Genomic DNA, 19,502 nt, shown 5'->3' with positions numbered 1-19,502 from the left:
GGCTCAGTCAGGAAAATGGCTGGTGACGACGAACGCAAGCGCTCCCGCCAGAATGACCGGAAACGACCAGGTGAAGAGCGCGAGCGAAAACGGCTGCACAAGCATCGCCACGCCGAGCCCGATCAGCACGGTCGACGCGCCTTCGCTATAGCCGCGACGCAGCAGACGCCCACGCAACGGAACAGTTTCTCGTTTCATTTGCGCACCGCTCCAAAGGTGATGCCGCGCAGCAGATGCTTGCGCAGCACGACGGTGAAGAAGAGGATCGGCAGCACGAACAGCGTCGTGGCGGCGGCAACCGCAGGCCAGTCCTGTCCGCCTTCGCCGATGATGAACGGGATGAAAGGCGGCATCGTCTGCGCATCGCCGCTTGTCAGCAGCGACGCAAATGCATATTCGTTCCACGCAAAGATCAGGCAGAAAATCGCGGTGGCCGCGATGCCGGTGATCGCCTGCGGCAGCACTACCTTGACGAAGGCCTGCAAGCGCGTATAGCCGTCGACGAGCGCCGCCTCTTCGTATTCGCGCGGAATCTCGTCCATGAAGCCCTTGAGCAGCCAGACCGCCAGCGACACGTTGACCGCCGTGTACAGCACGATCATGCCCAGATAGCTGTCGCTAAGCCCTAACGCGCGGTACATCAGGTAGATCGGAATCGCGACCGCTATCGGCGGCATCATCCGGGTCGACAGGATGAAGAACAGCAGGTCGTCGGCTAGCGGCACCCTGAAACGCGAGAACGCATAGGCAGCCAGCGTACCGAGAAACACCGCCAGAAAGGTCGAGCCGAAACCGATCACGAGCGAATTCACGAAACGCGGCAATACCTTGGATGGCCCGGCGATCACCATATTGCGCTTGCGCACATCGCGCTCGTACCACGTCTGTGCCGGCGGCAGACTCGCGATGAACTCCGGCGTCTGGCGCGAGCGGATCGTGAAGAGATTGACGTAGCCTTCCAGCGACGGCTGAAACAGCACGACGGGCGGATAGGCAATGGCGTCTTCCTGGGTCTTGAAGCTCGTCAGAAAGATCCACACCATCGGCAATGTGGCAATGAGTGCGTAGCTGATGACGACGACGGCCGCAAACCGCTTGCCGCGCGGCGAAGCCGCCACCACGGAGTGTTGGGAGGTGGTCGGTCTCATCGCTGTTTCACCCGGTTGAGCGCCTTGACGTAGATGTTCGCCGCGCCAAAAACAGTGACAAACAGAATGATCGCGAGGGCCGACGAGTAACCTGTCTGCCATTTTTCAAACGCTGCACGCTTGAGCGTGATCGACACGGTTTCAGTCACCGACCCCGGTCCGCCCGATGTCAACAGGTTCACCATGTCGAACATCTTGAAGTTCTCGATGCCGCGAAACAGCACCGCCAGCATCAGGAACGGCAGCGTCATCGGCAGCGTGATCGACCAGAACTGACGCCATGGCGTCGCACGATCCACTTCGGCAGCCTCATAGATATAGTCCGGAATCGAGCGCAGCCCCGCGAGGCAGATGAGCATCACATAAGGCGTCCACATCCACGTGTCGACCATCACGATCGTCCATGGTGCGAGCCCCACGTCGCCGATCATCTGGAACGAACCGGGCGGGACGCCGGTGAAGAAACTCACGATGTCGTTGAAAAGACCCGTTTGCGGCTGCAGCAGAAACGTCCAGAAGTTGCCGACTACCGCGGGCGACAACATCATCGGCAGCAGGATCAACGTGGTCCAGAAACTATGGCCGCGAAACTGCCGGTTGATCAGCAACGCGAGGCCGAAGCCCAGCAGCACCTCCAGCCCCACCGACCAGAACACGAAGCGCGCCGTGACCTGCATCGCGTACCAGATGTCTTCGTCGGTCAGAATATCGACGTAGTTGTCGATGCCGACGAAACGTGCCGGCACGCTCGGCATATTCGACTTGAAATTCGTGAACGACAGCCGCAGCGCCCAGATCAAGGGAAAGATGTTGATCGCGAGCAGCAGCAGGATGGTCGGAAGAATGAACAGCCACGCGATGGTCCTGTCCGACAGCCCGCGCAGCCGCATCGCAACGCGTCCTGATGCGCGGGACTCGAGACCCTGCGGTGGAAAAGGCTTGTTTGCCAACATGCCTGACTCCTTTAAGCGAATCAGCGACGATCTCGCCGACCGTCGCCGATCCAGTCCGGAACCGCGCTAGTACTTGCCCTCGGCCTTGAAGACCTTGTCCCAGTCTTTAACCAGCAGATCAAGCGCTTCCTTGGCGCTACCTTTGTCGGCCACGACGTAGTCATGGACGCGCTTCTGCATGTCGAGCAGCAGTTCGGCATAGGCGGGCTCGGCCCAGAAGTCCTTGACGATCGCCATCGACTTCAGGAACGCGGGGGCAAAAGGCGCACTCTTTGGAAAGTCCGGCGCGTCGACCACCGACTTCGCCGCCGAATAACCGCCTAACTGCCACCACTTCTTCTGCACATCGGGCTGCGCGAACCACTTGATGTATTCAAGCGCGTCTTCCTTGTGGTCCGAGTACGACACGACCGAGATGCCCTGTCCGCCCAGTTGCGTGAACTGCCTGGTCTCACGCGGGTTCACGAAGAAGCCGATCTTGTCGCCGCCGACGTTCGGGTCCTTGTAGAGTCCTGGGAAGAACGCAAACCAGTTCATCTGCATGGCGACCTGACCAGACTTGAATGCATCGAGCCCTTCCTGCATGTACGCGTTCGTCATGCCTGGCGCTGTGCAGCACTTGTAGAGAGCCTTGTAGTACTCAAGCCCCTTGATCGACCCAGGCGAGTTGACGAAGCCGTCAAGGTGATACGGCTTTTTCGGGTCCTCGTATTCGAAACCGAAGTTGTAGAGCGCATTCGTCACACCCATCGTGATCCCTTCCGAACCACGTTCAGTAAAGATATAGGCGCCGTACACCGTCTTGCCGTCGATCTTGCGCCCCTGGAAGAACTCGGCAGTCTGCTTGAGCTCATCCAGCGTGGCCGGCGGTTCGAGTTCGCGGTGATATTTCTGCTTGAACTCGGCGCGCAGTTCCGGCCGCGCGAACCAGTCCTTGCGGTAGGTCCAGCCGACGGCATCGGCCATTGCCGGCAACGCCCAGTAGTTCGGTGTGTTCTTCGGCCACTCCGAATAACCGACGACCGTCGCGGGCACGAAGTCGTCCATGGATATCTTGTTCTTCGCGAAGAAATCGTTGAGCTTGACGTAGTGGCCATTCACCGCCGCGCCGCCGATCCACTGGCTGTCGCCGATGATCAGATCACACAGTTTGCCGTGCGAGTTGAGTTCGTTGATGAAGCGGTCGGCGTAGCTCGTCCATGGGACGAACTCGAACTTCATCTTGATGCCGGTTTTAGCCGTGAAATCCTTCGACAGTTCGACCAGTGCGTTGGCCGGGTCCCAGGCCGCCCAACACAGTGTCAACTGCTTGCCCTGCGCATGCGCGCCCGTTGCGATGCCGAGTCCCAGCGATAGAATGGCCGCCGCCATCACCCTTGCTGACGTAAGACGTAACATTTGTCTTCTCCTTGTCTCTCATGGGTCTCCAACCTGACGTCAATCAGCGTCCATGCGCCGGGCGCTGTGTTTCGGCTCCAGCGGATTCAGAAAGCAGTCCGCGTGTCGCGAGCTTCAGGCATGCGCATTCTCACGAAGATAGATTCGGGTTTCCGGCGTCGGAATGGCGAGCGCGCCACGGACGTCGTTAAGAAAATTGATGGCGGCGAGGCCGGCCCAGTGAACGATGCCGCGCACATCCTGATCGAGGATCACGTCGATGGCGCGTTCGGACAGCTGCGCGCGGGTCTCCGCGGTGCATTCGTGACCGATCAGAACGAGGTGCGACTTGTCGCCGGATTCCTGCAATGCCGTCGCGATGCCGGAGATGCCGCCGCCCGTCGCATAGACGCCGACCAGATCCGGGTGACGTGCGAGAAGGCCCTGCACCGCGAGCCCCGCGCCATCGTCGTCTTCGGCGAAGTCCGGCTCGGCAATCCAGCGCAGGTTGCGAAAGTCCTCCTCCAGCACCTGCGAAAAGCCGGTGCGTCGTTCAAGTTGATCGTGCAGCCTCGACGACGCCGATAGAACGGCCACCGTGCCGATTCGAGAGCCGAGAAAGCGGCCCATCAACAGTCCGGCGGTGCGCCCGGCAATCCGGTTATCGACGCCGACATACGCAGCGCGGCGACTTCCAGGCAGATCGGAGAACACCGTGACCACGGGCACGCCCGCTTCGCTCATATCCTCGATGAGGCGTTCCACCCAGGGGTAATCGAGCGGCACGAGCACCAGTGCGTCGTAATCGATGACCTGTTCGGCGAAAGCGACGGTGTCGCGCTGAGTGGATAAATCAGAGCGGTAAAACGACGGCATGATGCGGTGCTCGCGAAAGAAGCTGGCGGACAGCGCGATGTCGCGCTCGACGTGATCGAGAAAGCGCGAATTGACCTGAGGGAGAACGAAGGCCACGCGAAACGTAGTGACTTTGGCGGGGCGACCGCGGCTTGCGCGTTCGTCGCGCAGGGCAGCCAGCGCGAGATGGACGCGCTCTGCCGTTTCCGGACGCACGGCCTGGTCGTCGCGCAGCACACGATCGACCGTGGCCACGCTAACGCCCGCACGACGCGCAATCATCATACGTGTAGCCGGCATGTGTCTCCTCCGGTGCCGAGCCAGAAGCTATTTTGTTTAATCAAGGTAGTTTTTCCTGCGGGAAATGCAAGCTTTTTTACTGCGATAAATGCATCATTTTTGACAGGATCAATGACGCGCCATTGAGCACGAGCCGTCACCGTTATGCAGGAAATGTTTAAAGCAGAGGATGATGCGCCGCAGGAAAGGCCCGAATCACAGGCATACGCGGAGACGAACCGCCTGCTGGAAGCCGCCGCGGAACGCGTCGGTATGCTGATCGACAGCAGACCGGCGTAACACGCTATCGAAGGCCGCCCGAACGGCTGGCGGCCTGCGCCTGGTTCACCGGCTTACCCGCAAGCGGCAACGCGATGTGCGCCTCGAGCCCGCCGCCTTCACGCGGCAGGAACTGCAACGTCCCGCCATGCAGGCGCGCAATGCGCTCGACGATCGCCAGCCCGAGCCCGGTGCCGCCCGAATGTCCCCGTGCGTTCCGGCCGCGACTGAACGGCGCTTTCAGTTGCTCGAGTTCTTCCGCCGCAATCCCCTTGCCGCGGTCGCCGATCGCCGCGTGCGCCACCTCCGCCTCAGTCCACGTGCGCACCGCGAGCCCTGTGCGGCCATATACGACTGCGTTCTGCATCAGGTTCATCAACAGCCGCATCATGGCGATCGGACGAAACGCGAACATCGGCATATCACCGAGCGACAGTTCGAACTCATGCCCCAGTCCCGCGAAATCCGCGGCAAGCTGACCGATCAGTGCGTTGAGGTCGCCCGGCTGGGCGACTTCGCGCTCGCCGCTGCCGGCGTAGTCCATGAACTGCTGGAGGATCGTGTCGATCTGGTCGAGATAGCCTTCCGCCGATGCGACAAACGAGTCGTCTCCGCCAGGCGGGATGGCCATCGCCATCGCAAGCCGCAGCTTGGTCAGCGGCGTGCGGATGTCATGCGAGACGCCCGCCAGCATCAGCGCGCGCGTCGCTTCGGCCTGCTGCAACGCCTCGGTCATCTGGTTGAAGGCCGTACTGACCTGCGCGATTTCGGTCGGACCGTCAGTGGGCAGCGTCACAGGCGCCTCGCCTGCGCTCACGTGCCGCGCGGCCCTCGCGAGTTCCTGCAACGGGCGGTTGATGCGCTGCTGGATCAGATAGCCGGTCAGCGCCGCCAGCAGCGCAAGGCCGAGCGACAGCGCGATCGCCGTCGTCATGCCGCTCGTCTGCGCATCTTCGTTCATCGACAACGCGATCCACCAGGGCGTGCCCGCGACGTGCACGCGCATCCACAGGCGCTGCCCGTCCGCCGTCTGCCAGCGCACTGGCATGTCGGCGGGAAGATGCTTGCGCAGTTCTTCGAGAAATACGTCGCGCTGATACGTGCGGTACAGGTTGAGCAGACTCGGTGGCGCTTCGGTCACCGCGTTCGCGGGCGGCTGCGGCTGACCGTCCAGCCGCGCTGCAACCGCATGGCCCACGTCGGCCGGCATGGGCGCGAGGATACGGTCGAGCGTCATCACATAGTCGGCGAAGACCTCCGCCGCGCGTTCGATACGCGGACGCTGTATGTAGTGCAGCAGCACGCCTAACGAACACACCAGGGTCAAGGCGACGAGTGCCACCAGCAGCGCGATGTTGCGCGCGAGCAGCGAACGCGGAAGCATGAGCCGCCTCATGGTTCGATATCCGCCATCAGCATGTAGCCGACGCCCCATACGGTCTTGATGAAACGCGGCTTCGACGGATCGTCTTCGACGATCTGGCGCAGCCTGAGCACCTGCACGTCGATGCTGCGATCGAGCGCGTCATGATCGCGGCCACGCGTGCGCGCGATCAGGTTGTCGCGGCTCACAGGCCGGTTCGGCGATGACCCGAGCGCATGCAGCAAGAGCATCTGCGCCGAATGAATCTCGACGGATTCGCCCGCGCGCGTGAGCATCTGCTTGCCGACATCCAGACAGAAATCGCCAAAGCGAACCTTGTTCGATGTAACGGTCGGCTCACCCGCTGCCATCTTCTGCCGGCGCAACAGCGCGCGGATGCGTGCCACGAGTTCGCGCGGCAGAAACGGCTTCGCGAGATAGTCGTCGGCGCCCATTTCGAGGCCGACGACCTTGTCGACCGGATCGCCTTTCGCAGTCAGCATCAGGATCGGCAATGTCTGGCCTTCGGCGCGCAGGCGGCGGCACACCGAAAGTCCGTCTTCCGGTTCCATCATCAAATCCAGCACCAGCAGGTCGAACGGCTCGCGCAATAGATAGCGGTCGAGCCGCTTGCTGTCGGCCACGACGCGCACCTCGAAACCCTGCCCGGTCAGAAAGCGCTGCAGCATGTTGCGCAATTCGGCTTCGTCGTCGAGCACGATGATCTTTTCTGGTCGATCCATGTGCGGGCTCCTTCCATGCCTGATCGGTTCTGGCCTGCCGTCTCCTGTCCGCTGCGGCTTCGTGCGCGGCGCGGCACGCGGCGTGCCGGAGCGGCACGACATCAGGAATGAACGCGAACGATGTCATCATGATAGGCCGCAAACGCAGGCGCGCCGCCTCGACGGCGGCTTCGACGATGTCCTTGCCTGGTTTGCGGCGATGGTCGGCATTGACGGGCGACAGTGTGCAGGTCGTCAACCTGGTCGGCCCAGGCACACGCACCCCGCGACCACGCCGCGTCACGACGGCAGACTATCAACCCGACGTCGCGTGCTGACGCATGAAGTCTTCGATCTGCGGCAGCGTCACGTATCCGCCTTTCTGCGCATCGATCTCATCGAAATGCTGCGCCACCATCGGCATGCCGGCGGCCGCCTGGGTCTTCGTCAGCTTGCCGTCGTGCGTGGTGTTCGCCGTCGAGAAGCGCATCTGCAATTGCTGTATCGCTCGCTCCATCCGCGGCGAACCGCCCATCGGCTGGGCAGTCGTCTGGGCCATTACCCCTGTCGTCACGATACACAAGGCGAGAATTGCCAGCGTCAGTTTCATTGCTTTCTCCGTGCTCTGTCCAACGCTCGTCGCCTGCGAAGTGCGGCGATCCGATCGATGGCAGGCCGAATCTTAGGACTCCCGCCTCACGAATGCGATTGCAAAACCGTGACGAATCATGTCGCCGTATGTCACGGCTGGTCGCAGGGTTTCCGCGTCAAAACACGCGACATCAAATGAAATAACTTGTCGCTCCACATTCGACGCACCGTTGCGTATCGTTCACTCCGTCGACGCCACAAGCGTTCGAACAGACCGCTTCAGCGGCAACACGCTGTGAGCCCATCGGCGGAGCGCCTCGCTAACGCGAAGACGCACACCGCCAGTGAATGAATCCGGAGTCCGAAAGTGAACATGAACATTCGTCTGATCAGTATGTCGGCCGTCGCGGCAGCCAGCCTTGCCTTCTCATCGGCCGCGTTTTCGCGCACGGTCGTGTATGTCACGCACCCCATGCCCGTCGTCATCTACACGCCGCCTCCGCCGCGGCCAGTCTATTACTACGCGCCGCCGCAACCGACCTACGTAGTGCCGGCTACGCCAGTGGTAACCGTTCCGGTGCCGGCACCCAAGCCGACTTCGACGTACATGGCCGCGTCCGTACCGATGCCGGTGCTCGTGCCCGCCGGGTACGCAGTCGTGCGCGCACAACCGGCTTACGCCGTCGTGCCCGCCGCAAACGTCACCTACGCACAGCCGACGATGGTCGCCATGCCGCACTAAAGGCAAGCGACGTCACGCCGGGTATCGAACGTCAAGACGGTCGATATCGACAGCTGCGGCGAACTGACGCACGGCAACCCTGCACTAACGGCTCCGATGGGCATTTACCTGAGCGGTTTACCAGGAAACCCTAAAGTGCCCGGGGTCAATGCCGTTAAGAAGTGACAGCACGTCTGGATTGCGCCGTGTGCGCATCCCGCTACAGCAAGGAAATCAATGCGCAACAACCAGCCCGTCACGCAGCAGGAATTCGAATTCCCGTCGTCACAGATGCTCGTCTCCGCGACCGACCTCACCGGCCGCATCCAGTACTGCAATCCTGCGTTCATCGCGGTCTCCGGCTACACCCGCGAGGAGCTGAACGGTCAGCCGCACAACCTGATCCGTCATCCCGACATGCCTCGCGAAGCCTTCGCCGACATGTGGACGACGATCCGTGCGGGCCGTGCGTGGTCGGCGCTCGTCAAGAACCGGCGCAAGAACGGCGACCACTACTGGGTGCACGCGAGCGTGACGCCCGTGGTCGACAAGGGCGCCGTGGTCGGCTATCTGAGCGTGCGCGTGAAGCCGGGACGCGATGAAGTCCGCAAGGCCGACGCGCTCTATGCAAAGCTGCGCGCGGGCAACGCCGGTTCGTACCGGTTGCTGCGCGGCTCGGTGGTGCGCGCCGGCCTGATCGGCAAGCTGCAGGCGGCCATGCGTCTGCCGGTCGCGACCCGCACCGCCATTGGCTACGCTGCTGCACCGCTCGCGATGCTGGTCGCTGGCGCTGTCGCGTGGCAAGGCCTGCCGCCCGTGCCGTTCTGGGTCGCGTTCGGCGTCACCGCGCTCTTCAGCGCGATCTCGTGGCAGTTGCTCGCCCGTCATCTGGGCGAGCCGCTTCGCGAGATGTCGACGTTCTCGACCCGCATGGCGGCCGGCGATCTCACCGCGGATCTCTTCGTCGCGCGTCAGGACGATCTCGGCGACGTGCTGCAGGCGCTCAACCAGTTGAAGGCGAATCTCGCGGCGATCGTGTACGACGTGCGCTCGCAGATCGACGGCATGCTCGACGCCGCGCGCGAAATCTCGAGCGGCAATGTCGACCTCGCGCGTCGCACGGAATTGCAGGCTGCGTCGCTCGAAGAGACCGCCGCCACGATGGAAGAACTCACGACGACCGTGCAGGCCAATGCGGACGCCAGCGTGCGCGCGCTCGATCTCGCGAACGAGGCGCAGGCGGCCGCGGCTGTCGGCGGCAATATCGCTGGCCAGATGGAGCAGACCATGACCGGCATCCAGGACGCGTCGAAGCGGATTGCGGACATCACCGGCGTGATCGACGGCATCGCGTTCCAGACCAATATCCTCGCGCTGAACGCTGCGGTGGAAGCGGCACGCGCGGGCGAAGCAGGACGCTCATTCGCTGTCGTCGCCCAGGAGGTGCGGATGCTCGCGCAACGTTGCGCGGCGTCATCGAAAGAGATCAAGACCGTGGTCGATGCCAACGTCACGGAGATTGCGCAGGGCACGCAACTCGTCGCGCGCACGACCGCGCAGATGCGCGTGATCGACGAAGCCGTGAGCCGCGTTTCGTCGATCATCGTCGAAGTCGCGAACGCAAGCGGTGAACAGGCGGAAGGGATTCGCCAGGTCAATCAGGCGGTGTCCCATCTCGACGGCGCCACGCAACAGAACGCGACGCTCGTCGAACAGGCTGCCGCCACCGCGCAACGTCTCTCCGAACAGGCCGACGTGCTCGACGAGGCCGTGCGGCTTTTCACGGTCGCGCATGCCGCGCCAGCACCGCGCGCGGCATCGTCTGCGCGTGTGGCATCAACCCCGCGCGCCACCACAAACAGTTGAACGAACCCGTCGAAGAAGACGCAATGATCTGATAGATCGGCGTTAGTACCACCTCGACAAGACAGGGACAACGGGTCACGATGAACCCCGTCAGCGCCCAGTTTGTGCGGGCTGGCTGACCCGAGTAACAACGGCGTTTTAGCGGCCCGCCCATTGATGGACGGGCTATTTTTTTGCCTGCTTGTGCCGTGTCCTCGCTGCTCCCCGCTGTTTCGCGCACGTCTCTTTCTCCCTGGCAACGCCGATGGTCAATGCCGGCGATCAGGCATCGAGCAGACTCAGTTGTATCGCCGACCTCATGCCAGGGCGCTCGAGCGCAAGCAGCGCCTGTTTGCGCTCGATACCGCCCGCGTAACCGGTCAGATCGCCCGTGCCCGACAGCACGCGATGGCACGGCACGATGATCGATACCGGATTGCGCCCGTTCGCAGCCCCGACTGCTCGAGCGCTACCCGCATCGAAGCCGAGGCGCTCAGCGAGTCCGCCGTAGCTCTCGATCTGTCCATAGGGAATCTTCACGAGTTCGCTCCAGACGCGTTGCTGGAACGGTGTGCCTGTCGTGCGCACGTTGACCGAGAAATGCTGCCGCTCGCCCGCGAAGTATTCGGCAAGCTCTTCCTGCGTCTGACGCAACAGACGCGGCATACCTGACGCGTCCTCGCGCCCTTCGTCGATACGCTCCTGCGGGCAATACTTTTGACCGACGAAGAACAGGCCAGTCAGGGCGTCGTCCTCGGCGCGCAGAAGGATGTCGCCCAACGGACTCGGAATCAGTGTGCAGTATTTCATCAGGCACTCGCAGGTTCTGGCAGCGCTTCCATGCAATGCAGCCTCGCTGCCGTCAATCGACCTTTACTGTAGCGCAGCGACCCGCGAAACGCAGGGCGCCACGTCGCATCGCGCCCAAAAAACGGTGTTACGCTTCCTTCGACCAGCGCGGCGACGCAAGAGCCGCGCACCCATTGGGCAACCCATCTGCAACGCATCCAACGGAGGCCGACGTGAGCCCAACCGTCTCGCTGCTCGCCCGTCATCATGCCGACATGGCACGCAACAATGCATGGTCGAATGCGCGTCTTTATCGCGCGTGTCTCGCGCTATCCGACGAGGCCTTCGCGGCGAGGCGCGTGAGCTTCTTTCCGTCGCTGCAATTGACGCTGAATCACATCCTGCTGGTGGACAGGTATTACATCGACGCCCTTGTGGACGGCGGCGCAGGCCTCACCATCTTCGACAACGAACTGCCATATCCGCGCGCCGCCGACCTGTGGCCGGCGCAGCAGGAAAGCGATCGCCAGCTGATCGCCTTCTGCGACGCACTCGATGACGACACTTTGCAACGAGAGGTCCGCATCGACCGTGGCCCCGGCATCGGCGTGACGCGCGAGACGACAGGCGCGGTATTGCCGCATCTCTTCGTGCACCAGATCCACCACCGCGGCCAGGTGCACGCGATGCTCGCCGGCACCCCGGTCGCACCGCCCCAGCTCGACGAGTTCTTCCTCCGGTTCGACGCGCCTTCGCGCGAGCGCGACCCGCCGGACCCCGCGCACTGACGCCGCCGCCCTGACACAGCCAAACGACATCGCCGTGACATTGGCCGAAAACCCGCAGCGCGCGCGTGCACCGCGGCTGGGCACGCAAAAAGGCAGCCGGCGATCCGGGGAGTCGCGTTAAACTGGCTCTGACAAAGCCGCGGCAGATCGCGCGCCTCGTTCCGGTCAGCCTCGCCGCGGGCATCGAAAGATGCCGGACTGTGAGCGCTGCACGACAGACGGAGTGCCGGTCAGCCCGTACAATGATTTCTCAACAACGGAACGAGGACAACGTCGATGCGCATTACCGGGTCTTCCGGGTCAATGGCCCTGCTCACCGAATACGACGACGCAACGGCGCGCGAACTCCGCTCGCTGCGCCTCGAATCGACAGAAGACGGCAAAGGCATTCTTCTGGTCGAGGTCGATGAACGCAAGCCGGGCATTCATCGCGAAGTGCGTTACGAAATAACCCCAGCGGAGCTGATCGCGGCCATTCGCGCCCACGGCGCCGAACTGCCTGGAGAGCAGCACAACCGCTAACCGTCACACGGTGCAACCCGGTTTCACCAAAGGCGGCATTGGTTCCACGAATGCCGCCTTGTTGTCTGTTCACATCTGCACGCTTCTGTTGTTTCCCTGCATGTCGCGTTTAACCGGCTAGCCGGATAATCCATTCCGCACGCCGCGCTTCACCTGCTTCTCTCCCGTCGTCTCCTGATCGGTCCAGTTCGGCTGCACGTCACATTCGGGCGCGCTTGCACGTCTGGAAAATGCGTCCATAATCTTTTTGTTACCTTCAGTTCTGGCCAGAATGGCCGTGGAAGTAAGCCGATGCTACATGACCTCGTCGAACAATATGGGCCCTGGCTGGTGTTCGCCAACGTGCTCGCGTCGTCACTTGGGCTGCCGGTGCCCGCAATGCCTACGCTCGTCCTGTTCGGGGCGATGGCGGCGCTGCATCCGGGATCGATCGGCGCGCAACTGCTGCCGGTGCTGGTGCTGTCGATCTTTGCGGTGCTGATCGGCGACAGTTTGTGGTATCTGGCCGGCCGCATCTACGGCGGCGACACGCTGAAGACGCTCTGCAAGCTGTCGCTGTCGCGCGATACCTGTGTAAAAAAGACCGAGCGCTTTTTCGGCCGCTGGGGCGTGCGCGTGCTGGCGGTGGCGAAGTTCGTGCCGGGGCTGTCGATCGTCTCCGTGCCGATGGCCGGTGCAATGGGGGTGTCGTATCGCACGTTCCTGAGTTACGACAGCATCGGCGCTGCGCTGTGGTCGGGTCTCGGGCTGATCCTCGGCGCCCTGTTCGCGTCGCAGATCGATATGCTGCTTGCCGGTGCAGGCCGGCTCGGACGGATGACCGCCGTGGTCGTCGGCGTGCTGTTGCTGCTCTATTGCACTTATCGTTGGTACCGCCGGCGTCAGTTGATCAGGAAGCTCGCGACCGCGCGCATCGATGTCGACGAACTCGACCACCTGATCGCCGCGAACGAAACGCCCGTGGTGTTCGACATCCGCTCGGATGAAAAGCGCAAGCTCGATCCGTTCGTGATCCCGGGCTCGGTGGCCGCCGATGAGCGTCAGCTCGACCAGATCATCGCGAAGTATCCCCATGACCAGAAGGTCGTAATCTATTGCTCGTGTCCGAACGAGATTTCGGCCGCGTGGATGGCGAAGCAGATGAGCGAAGCCGGCTTCTCCGACGTCGTGCCGTTGCGCGGCGGGCTTGACGCGTGGCGCGACGCCGGTCATCAGCTGGAGCCGCTGGAGGTCGAAGCGGCGCGCGATGTCGACGTGGGCGTCGCGCCGAAGGCTGTATAGCGCCCTCGCGCCCTTGTGCGCCCGCTTTACGCGCTTTGGCCCGTTCCGGGTCAAACGAGCGTTCGCCCCCCGTCATATGGAAAAAGCAAGGAGCCGTTTGATGCTTGCGATTCAGGACATTGAAGGACAAGAGGTGACGCCTGAGCGACCAACCGTAGTCGCCGAAGCGCCATTCTCGAGCTTGAACACCCGGCACCATCAGATGTTCCCGCAACTCACCTGCGAGGAAATCAACCGCCTGCGCCGTTTCGGCTCGATTCAACAGTGGAACACGGGCGACCTGCTGTTCCGCACCGGCGAGGTCGGCCCCGGCATGTTCGTGATACTGACAGGTTCAGTCAGGGTGACCCAGCGTGACGGCCTCGGACGCGAGCTGTTCGTTGCCGAACATGGCGCGGGGCATTTCCTCGCCGAAGTCGGACAGCTGTCGGGACGGCCTGCGCTGGTCAACGGCACGGCGACCGCGCCGGTCGAGTCGCTGCTGATCCCGCCCGAACGGCTGCGCGCACTGATCGTCGCGGATGCCGAACTCGGCGAGCGCATCATGCGGGCGTTGATCCTGCGCCGCGTGGCGCTGATCGAGAAAGGGGCCGGTGGCCCGATTCTCGTTGGAAAGCGCAATGACGCGCGGCTCGTTTCGCTGCAAGGGTTTCTTTCGCGCAACGGCCATCCGCACACGGTCATCGATGACCGCGATGAAGACGCGCTTCGGCTCATCGAGCAGTTCGCAGCAAGCCCCGAAGACCTGCCGCTCGTGATCTGCCCCGACGGCTCCGTGCTGTATCACCCGAGCGATCCCGAACTCGCCACCTGCCTCGGCCTCTTGCCCGATCTCGACGCGTCGCACGTGTACGACGTGGCAATCGTCGGCGCCGGGCCGGCTGGACTCGCGACTGCCGTGTACGCAGCCTCGGAAGGGCTGTCGGTGATTGTGCTCGACAGCCGCGCTCCGGGCGGCCAGGCAGGCGCCAGCTCGCGCATCGAAAACTATCTCGGCTTTCCGACCGGCATCTCCGGCCAGGCGCTCGCAGGCCGCGCGTTCGTGCAGGCGCAGAAGTTCGGCGCACACGTGGCGATTCCGGTAAAGGTCAAGACGCTGCACTGCGAAGAACGACCGCATCGGCTCGCCCTGACCTGCGGCGGCAGCGTGCTGTCGCGCGCGGTCGTGATCGCGACCGGCGCGGTGTATCGTCGGCCGGCACTCGAAGGCCTCGAACGGTTCGACGGACGCGGCGTGTACTACTGGGCATCGCCCGTCGAGGCGAAGCTGTGCAAGCACGAAGAAATCGTGCTGGTCGGCGGCGGCAATTCGGCCGGTCAGGGCATCGTCTATCTGGCGACGCACGCGAAGCATGTCCACGTGCTGATCCGCAAGAGCGGGTTCGAATCGACGATGTCGCGCTATCTGATCGACCGCATCGAGTCGCTGCCTAACGTCACCATCCATCCGCGCTCGGAAATCGGCCGGCTCGAAGCCGACGAAAGCGGGCTCGCCTCCGTCATCCTGAAGTCGCCGCTGCCGGACGGCACCAGTCGTTTCGACACGCGCCATCTGTTCCTCTTCACGGGCGCCGATCCGAATACCGAATGGCTTCGTACATGCGGTGTCCAACTGGATCAGAAGGGCTTCGTGCTGACCGGTCTCGGTGCCGGATCGGGCTGCGACCTGGCGACGACCGTCGAGGGTGTCTACGCCATCGGCGATGCGCGTGCAGGATCGACCAAACGCGTAGCGGCGGCCGTCGGCGAAGGTGCGGCCGTGGTGGCGCAGATTCATCAAATGCTCGCGGTTGCCGCAGGCGAGGCGGTGGCGCTCGGGGCGTAAAGCCCTTCGTCGTGCCGGGGCGTGCCGCCTGAGGCGATTTACCTGCTGTTACACAAAAGAAGTTTTGTTCGCACCTGCCATGCTTTCTGTTTTGTAATATATCGGTTAGCCAATCGACAGCTTTCGATTGCTCTGGATCGACGAAACAGGAGAACAAGCATGATCAAACGTGCGATGGTGCTGGCAGGCTTAGGCCTCGCCGTAGCCTGCGCAACGACGGCGGCGTCTGCGCGCGGTGTGGATGTCGGGGTGTTCGTCAATGTACCGGGCCCGGTGTACGCTGCGCCGGCCGTCGTGTATCCGGCGCCGGCTGTTGTCTACGCGCCGCAGCCGGTGTACGGCTACGGCTACTACCCGGACTATGGCCGTGGACGCGGATGGCACGATCACGGCCGGCATCGCGGCTGGGACCGGCATCATCATGGGCATGACCGCTGATCTCGTCTCGCACTGAACACCCGCGCCGGCGCAGATCACGCGACCGGCATCCACCCTCTTTTCACGTTCGGGCTACAGTAACGGCTGTCCTGCGTGGCAACCGGCAACGCGTCCGCCGGCTGACGGCGCAGCCGCCCACTGACGTCACGATGCCGACCGCCGCCACGTGAAGACCGTCCCGCTCTCCGCTGCCCGCACCCTTCATCTGGCCGCCCAGGGCCTGCTCGTTCCACCGCGCCGCAAGGCGATGAAAGACGACGTCCTGGTTGCGATCCGCCGCATGGCGCAGTTGCAGATCGACACGATCCACGTGGTCGCGCGCAGCCCCTATCTCGTGCTGTTCAGCCGGCTCGGCGCGTACGATCCGCAATGGCTCGACGCCCATCTCGCCGAGGGCAGGCTGTTCGAATACTGGTCGCACGAAGCCTGCTTCGTGCCGATCGAGGATTACGGGTTACTGCGTCACCGGATGCTCGATCCGGCCGGCATGGGCTGGAAATACGCTGCCGACTGGCATGCGCGCCATCGCGCGGACATCGACGACCTGCTTGACCATATCCGCCTGAATGGCCCGGTCCGCGCAGCGGATTTTGCGCGCGAAGGCGGCAAAGGCAACGGCTGGTGGGACTGGAAGCCGGAGAAGCGTCATCTTGAGGTGCTGTTCGCCACGGGGCAGCTGATGGTGGCCGCGCGCCAGAATTTTCATCGTATCTACGACCTGACTGAACGCGTGCTGCCTGGCTGGGACGACGCACGCGACCTGCAGCCAGTCGAGGCTGCTTCGCTCGAGCTGCTGCGGCGCACCTGCCGCGCGCTCGGCATTGCGCGCGCCGACTGGGTCGCGGATTACTACCGGCTGCCGCGCCGGCCGTATGGGGACGCGCTGCATGCGCTCGCGGACGAAGGCGAACTGGAACAGGTGCGCGTGGAAGGATGGAAACAGGACACGTTCGTGCACCGCGAGTTCGCACCGATGATCGACGACGCCAGCAACGGGCAGCTCGCGTCGACTGTCACGACGGTGCTGTCGCCGTTCGATCCTGTTGTCTGGGATCGCAAACGCGTGGCCGCGCTATTCGACTTCGACTACGCGATCGAGTGCTATACGCCTGCCGCGAAGCGCAAGTATGGCTACTTTGTGCTGCCGCTGCTGAGTCGCGGAAAACTGGTCGGCAGAGTCGATGCGAAGGCTCATCGGGCGAGCGGCATCTTCGAACTCAAATCGTTCCATCTCGAGCCCAACGTGCGGCTGAGCGGGCGCCTGACCGCGGACCTGCGGCGCGCGCTTCAGCGCTGCGCCGACTGGCACGGCACGCCGGAATTGCAGATTACGTCGGCGCCGAAGGATGTGCTGGCTGCATTCAGCGCTGCCGGATGAGGCGCTCGACGCGCCGATGGCTAGCGATGAAACGCCGCCCAGGCGAGTGAAACGGAAAACACCCCGAGCACGATCGAGGCGCCGCGTTGCATTTTGGCGGGATTCAGCCACGTGAGCTTGCCATTGCCCAGCGCCGCACCGAACGCAATCCAGGCGAACGCAGCCGGCACGAGCAGGCAGACGAATTCGCTCATTGCCTGCAGGTAGCCTGCGCCGCTGGCAAATGCGGCAGCGGGAAAGATCGTGCCCGCGAACAGCAGCCCCTTCGGATTGAGCAGCGTTGCCACAAAGAGCGTGCGCAGACCCGTTGCAGGTTGCGCGGACGTCGGCAACGCGACAGCTGAGTGCCACATGTTGACGGCGAGGTAAGCGATATACACGCCGCTCACGACGCGCAGCAGCGACGGCAGCCAGGCAAATGCGTGTGCGGCCTGGACGAGAAAAAGTCCCCACACCGAAATCGACACGATATAACCTGCCAGCTCGGCGCCGATGAGCGGCACAGAGCGCCGGACGCCCTGTCGCAGACCTGCGGCGGCAAGCAGCGTATTCGTTGGACCTGGGGTAATCAGCACGACGGCGATGCCGAGCGCAAGCAGCACGGCTTCGGAGACAGAAAACATGGCAGGCGGGTAAGTGGGAGCGTTGCGTCTTTTTATCACAGACCGCGGCCGCGCCAAAACCGCCGCAAAAGAAGAGACCGGTGAACGTCACGCCGGCCGTTGAACCGGCGAACCGACTCACGGACGCGAGCCAACCAGACAACCCGCCGAAGCGAGCCACTGCCGGCTGGCGCCCGAAGGGGTGGCTAATGTTCGAGTTTGGCCCGTAGTTCGCGAGCGGTTTCGAGCAGCCCTTCGTAGCCGGAACGCGCATGCGCTGGCAGGTCGGGATCGCCGACGAGCGTACCCAGCGTTTCGATCAGACTGTACAGGATGCCCTTCGCGGCGCCGGCCGCGATATTTCCCGACGACACCAGCTGATCGACGTGGCTGACAGCCGCGTCCAGGTGTTCCAGGTCAGGCCGTTCGCCTGTTTCCGGTTTGTTCGACACATCGCGCGTCATGATGGACAGTTCCCTGTTGAATGACCGCTGAACGGATCGGTAATGTTGTTATATACCGATCGCGGATGATCGTCCATTCGTCGCAGCACCGACGTCACGGCGTCCATCGGTACGTCAGGATTTTGGCGCGCGCGTCGTCTTCCAGTGCCACGACATACTCGCCGTTCGCACGCTGCACCGCGCTGATGCCGAGATAGATGTCGACCCAGCCCGACGTGTTGCCGACGTTCGCGCCGGGCGTCATGTAACCGACCGGCTGGCCTGTGCGCGCGTCATAGACATCGACCTTCGGCGTTTAGAGTTCCGCGACGAAAATGTAGTTGCCCGCCACGGCGACTCCCACTGGCGTGACCTGCGGCGAAGTCTGCGTGCTCCACGGCAGCGAGATCACGTACTGTATCGTCGGCGTGCCGCTCGTCCAGTTGTCGTAGCGCGCGAGCACGGGGCCCGCCTCTTTCCAGTGCGCACTGTCCCACGGCACGGCGGCTGTGAAACCGGAGATATACATCGTGTCCGCCCCGGCGATATAGACGATGCGTGCGATGCGCGTGAACGGTTGCGGCATCGAGAACATCTTCGACGCCGAATACTGATAGACCGGATTGCCTACGGGGTCGAAGTGTCGGCTGACCGGCGGGCCAGCTGCCCGGCACCGGATTCTGCGCGAGCAGCCCCGAAGGAATCGCGATCTCGCCTTCGGTTGCGGATTCGAAGCGATAGACGGCGAGGTAATGCGCATTCATGTCGAGGGTGTACAGATACAGCTTGCCGTTGATCCTGCGCAACATCGGCGAGCCGCGCACGTTGCGCGGCAGATGCAGCGACGGGTCGTCCGGATAGTCGAAGCGGTTCATCGTGTACGCCTTGTACGACCATTCCTGCCCAGGCGGCCGGCTATAGTTCGAGCGTGAAATGCTTCGAGCCCGTATAGACGTCGTTGGGGGATGCAGGGTCGAACGCCGCGCTGTCCACGAAGGTCAGGCCATACAGATGCCAGTTCAGCGAGCGCGTACCGAACCTGTAGCTTTCGAGCACCGCGCCATCGCCGGTGTAACCCGAGCCGAACGGACGCGGGCCGAAGTTGTTCTGCGCGATATACAGGTTGTTCGATTTGTCGAAGCCGATGCCCAGGAGGTCGTGTAATTCAGTTGCGATTGCGCGTGCGATGCCACCGGCAGCAGAGACTGCCAAACCAGTACCGACGCCGCGAGAAAGGAAGAAACTTTCACGGCGAGATTCCTTGCGAGAGGTGCAGCGTTGGCTGATCGAATGCCGTCAGCCT

At 63.1% G+C, this 19,502-nt stretch carries 19 protein-coding genes and 2 pseudogenes; 8 read left to right on the top strand and 13 right to left on the bottom strand.

The window, feature by feature from the left end; all coding sequences use genetic code 11:
• Positions 1-3: 3 nt before the first annotated feature.
• The 9 genes and pseudogenes from P3T23_RS02450 to P3T23_RS02410 form a co-directional block, all read right to left on the bottom strand.
• Positions 4-198 (bottom strand): hypothetical protein, encoded by a 195-nt coding sequence (locus tag P3T23_RS02450; RefSeq protein ID WP_429314588.1) that lies wholly within the window; start codon positions 196-198, stop codon positions 4-6.
• On the bottom strand, positions 195-1,148 hold the full coding sequence (locus tag P3T23_RS02445; protein WP_429314587.1) for a carbohydrate ABC transporter permease: 954 nt from the start codon (positions 1,146-1,148) through the stop codon (positions 195-197). Before P3T23_RS02445 ends, P3T23_RS02450 begins: the two co-directional genes overlap by 4 nt.
• Positions 1,145-2,101 carry a carbohydrate ABC transporter permease gene (locus P3T23_RS02440; RefSeq protein ID WP_429314586.1) on the bottom strand — a complete coding sequence of 319 codons (957 nt, stop codon included), beginning with the start codon at positions 2,099-2,101 and terminating at the stop codon, positions 1,145-1,147. Before P3T23_RS02440 ends, P3T23_RS02445 begins: the two co-directional genes overlap by 4 nt.
• 66 nt (positions 2,102-2,167) lie before the next feature.
• Positions 2,168-3,499, bottom strand: coding sequence for an ABC transporter substrate-binding protein (locus tag P3T23_RS02435; protein WP_429314585.1), 1,332 nt, complete (start codon positions 3,497-3,499; stop codon positions 2,168-2,170).
• 114 nt (positions 3,500-3,613) lie between these two features.
• A complete protein-coding gene (locus P3T23_RS02430) occupies positions 3,614-4,633 on the bottom strand; it encodes a LacI family DNA-binding transcriptional regulator (protein ID WP_429314584.1) in 1,020 nt (339 codons plus the stop codon).
• A gap of 283 nt (positions 4,634-4,916) precedes the next feature.
• The gene (locus P3T23_RS02425) at positions 4,917-6,275 is read right to left on the bottom strand and encodes an ATP-binding protein (RefSeq protein ID WP_429314583.1); all 1,359 of its coding nucleotides are present in this window, start codon (positions 6,273-6,275) and stop codon (positions 4,917-4,919) included.
• Positions 6,276-6,283: 8 nt separating this feature from the next.
• The gene (locus tag P3T23_RS02420) at positions 6,284-6,997 is read right to left on the bottom strand and encodes a response regulator (RefSeq protein WP_429314582.1); all 714 of its coding nucleotides are present in this window, start codon (positions 6,995-6,997) and stop codon (positions 6,284-6,286) included.
• Between the two features lie 88 nt (positions 6,998-7,085).
• Positions 7,086-7,205 (bottom strand): annotated as a pseudogene (locus P3T23_RS02415) (efflux RND transporter permease subunit); the annotation flags it as partial.
• 87 nt (positions 7,206-7,292) lie between these two features.
• The gene (locus tag P3T23_RS02410) at positions 7,293-7,586 is read right to left on the bottom strand and encodes an EF-hand domain-containing protein (protein WP_429314581.1); all 294 of its coding nucleotides are present in this window, start codon (positions 7,584-7,586) and stop codon (positions 7,293-7,295) included.
• Positions 7,587-7,940: 354 nt separating this feature from the next.
• Here P3T23_RS02410 and P3T23_RS02405 point away from each other — a divergent pair, with 354 nt between their 5' ends.
• Both P3T23_RS02405 and P3T23_RS02400 read left to right on the top strand, forming a co-directional pair.
• Positions 7,941-8,309 carry a hypothetical protein gene (locus P3T23_RS02405; RefSeq protein ID WP_429314580.1) on the top strand — a complete coding sequence of 123 codons (369 nt, stop codon included), beginning with the start codon at positions 7,941-7,943 and terminating at the stop codon, positions 8,307-8,309.
• A gap of 216 nt (positions 8,310-8,525) precedes the next feature.
• Positions 8,526-10,154 (top strand): methyl-accepting chemotaxis protein, encoded by a 1,629-nt coding sequence (locus P3T23_RS02400; RefSeq protein WP_429314579.1) that lies wholly within the window; start codon positions 8,526-8,528, stop codon positions 10,152-10,154.
• Between the two features lie 261 nt (positions 10,155-10,415).
• Here the strand turns inward: P3T23_RS02400 and P3T23_RS02395 are convergent, their stop codons facing one another.
• Positions 10,416-10,943: a methylated-DNA--[protein]-cysteine S-methyltransferase gene (locus P3T23_RS02395; protein WP_429314578.1), complete on the bottom strand. Its 528-nt coding sequence runs from the start codon at positions 10,941-10,943 to the stop codon at positions 10,416-10,418.
• Positions 10,944-11,197: 254 nt separating this feature from the next.
• On the opposite strand from P3T23_RS02395, the gene P3T23_RS02390 reads away from it, so the two are divergent.
• The 6 genes from P3T23_RS02390 to P3T23_RS02365 all read left to right on the top strand — a co-directional run bounded on the left by P3T23_RS02390 (position 11,198) and on the right by P3T23_RS02365 (position 17,154).
• On the top strand, positions 11,198-11,710 hold the full coding sequence (locus P3T23_RS02390) for a DinB family protein (RefSeq protein ID WP_429314840.1): 513 nt from the start codon (positions 11,198-11,200) through the stop codon (positions 11,708-11,710).
• Positions 11,711-11,986: 276 nt separating this feature from the next.
• Positions 11,987-12,232, top strand: coding sequence for a hypothetical protein (locus P3T23_RS02385; protein WP_133665684.1), 246 nt, complete (start codon positions 11,987-11,989; stop codon positions 12,230-12,232).
• Between the two features lie 291 nt (positions 12,233-12,523).
• Positions 12,524-13,513, top strand: a complete 990-nt coding sequence (locus tag P3T23_RS02380) for a DedA family protein/thiosulfate sulfurtransferase GlpE (protein ID WP_429314577.1) — start codon at positions 12,524-12,526, stop codon at positions 13,511-13,513.
• 100 nt (positions 13,514-13,613) lie between these two features.
• The gene (locus P3T23_RS02375; RefSeq protein ID WP_429314576.1) at positions 13,614-15,338 is read left to right on the top strand and encodes an FAD-dependent oxidoreductase; all 1,725 of its coding nucleotides are present in this window, start codon (positions 13,614-13,616) and stop codon (positions 15,336-15,338) included.
• A gap of 159 nt (positions 15,339-15,497) precedes the next feature.
• Positions 15,498-15,776 (top strand): hypothetical protein, encoded by a 279-nt coding sequence (locus tag P3T23_RS02370; protein ID WP_429314575.1) that lies wholly within the window; start codon positions 15,498-15,500, stop codon positions 15,774-15,776.
• A 166-nt stretch (positions 15,777-15,942) separates the two neighbouring features.
• Entirely contained in the window at positions 15,943-17,154 is a 1,212-nt protein-coding gene (locus P3T23_RS02365; protein ID WP_429314574.1) for a winged helix-turn-helix domain-containing protein, read from the top strand.
• A 20-nt stretch (positions 17,155-17,174) separates the two neighbouring features.
• Here the strand turns inward: P3T23_RS02365 and P3T23_RS02360 are convergent, their stop codons facing one another.
• The 3 genes and pseudogenes from P3T23_RS02360 to P3T23_RS02350 form a co-directional block, all read right to left on the bottom strand.
• On the bottom strand, positions 17,175-17,777 hold the full coding sequence (locus tag P3T23_RS02360; protein WP_429314573.1) for a LysE family translocator: 603 nt from the start codon (positions 17,775-17,777) through the stop codon (positions 17,175-17,177).
• 185 nt (positions 17,778-17,962) lie between these two features.
• Positions 17,963-18,220, bottom strand: a complete 258-nt coding sequence (locus P3T23_RS02355) for a hypothetical protein (RefSeq protein ID WP_133665680.1) — start codon at positions 18,218-18,220, stop codon at positions 17,963-17,965.
• 94 nt (positions 18,221-18,314) lie between these two features.
• Positions 18,315-19,354, bottom strand: a pseudogene (locus tag P3T23_RS02350) (hypothetical protein); the annotation flags it as partial.
• Positions 19,355-19,502: the final 148 nt, after the last annotated feature.

Origin of the sequence: Paraburkholderia sp. GAS448, from assembly GCF_050435685.1 — a bacterium.
Lineage (GTDB): Bacteria > Pseudomonadota > Gammaproteobacteria > Burkholderiales > Burkholderiaceae > Paraburkholderia.
The sequence above is the reverse complement of the archived record's forward strand: the minus strand, read 5'-3'. Positions and strand labels throughout refer to the sequence as shown.

Bases quoted from the DNA above. Each gene is read 5' to 3' on its own strand.
- P3T23_RS02430 (WP_429314584.1), bottom strand. From the start codon at position 4,633: ATGCCGGCTACACGTATGATGATTGCGCGTCGTGCGGGCGTTAGCGTG.
- P3T23_RS02385 (WP_133665684.1), top strand. From the start codon at position 11,987: ATGCGCATTACCGGGTCTTCCGGGTCAATGGCCCTGCTCACCGAATAC.
- P3T23_RS02450 (WP_429314588.1), bottom strand. From the start codon at position 198: ATGAAACGAGAAACTGTTCCGTTGCGTGGGCGTCTGCTGCGTCGCGGC.
- P3T23_RS02390 (WP_429314840.1), top strand. From the start codon at position 11,198: ATGGCACGCAACAATGCATGGTCGAATGCGCGTCTTTATCGCGCGTGT.
- P3T23_RS02440 (WP_429314586.1), bottom strand. From the start codon at position 2,101: ATGTTGGCAAACAAGCCTTTTCCACCGCAGGGTCTCGAGTCCCGCGCA.
- P3T23_RS02425 (WP_429314583.1), bottom strand. From the start codon at position 6,275: ATGCTTCCGCGTTCGCTGCTCGCGCGCAACATCGCGCTGCTGGTGGCA.
- P3T23_RS02405 (WP_429314580.1), top strand. From the start codon at position 7,941: ATGAACATTCGTCTGATCAGTATGTCGGCCGTCGCGGCAGCCAGCCTT.
- P3T23_RS02410 (WP_429314581.1), bottom strand. From the start codon at position 7,586: ATGAAACTGACGCTGGCAATTCTCGCCTTGTGTATCGTGACGACAGGG.
- P3T23_RS02360 (WP_429314573.1), bottom strand. From the start codon at position 17,777: ATGTTTTCTGTCTCCGAAGCCGTGCTGCTTGCGCTCGGCATCGCCGTC.
- P3T23_RS02370 (WP_429314575.1), top strand. From the start codon at position 15,498: ATGATCAAACGTGCGATGGTGCTGGCAGGCTTAGGCCTCGCCGTAGCC.
- P3T23_RS02375 (WP_429314576.1), top strand. From the start codon at position 13,614: ATGCTTGCGATTCAGGACATTGAAGGACAAGAGGTGACGCCTGAGCGA.
- P3T23_RS02400 (WP_429314579.1), top strand. From the start codon at position 8,526: ATGCGCAACAACCAGCCCGTCACGCAGCAGGAATTCGAATTCCCGTCG.
- P3T23_RS02380 (WP_429314577.1), top strand. From the start codon at position 12,524: ATGCTACATGACCTCGTCGAACAATATGGGCCCTGGCTGGTGTTCGCC.
- P3T23_RS02445 (WP_429314587.1), bottom strand. From the start codon at position 1,148: ATGAGACCGACCACCTCCCAACACTCCGTGGTGGCGGCTTCGCCGCGC.
- P3T23_RS02435 (WP_429314585.1), bottom strand. From the start codon at position 3,499: ATGTTACGTCTTACGTCAGCAAGGGTGATGGCGGCGGCCATTCTATCG.
- P3T23_RS02420 (WP_429314582.1), bottom strand. From the start codon at position 6,997: ATGGATCGACCAGAAAAGATCATCGTGCTCGACGACGAAGCCGAATTG.
- P3T23_RS02395 (WP_429314578.1), bottom strand. From the start codon at position 10,943: ATGAAATACTGCACACTGATTCCGAGTCCGTTGGGCGACATCCTTCTG.
- P3T23_RS02355 (WP_133665680.1), bottom strand. From the start codon at position 18,220: ATGACGCGCGATGTGTCGAACAAACCGGAAACAGGCGAACGGCCTGAC.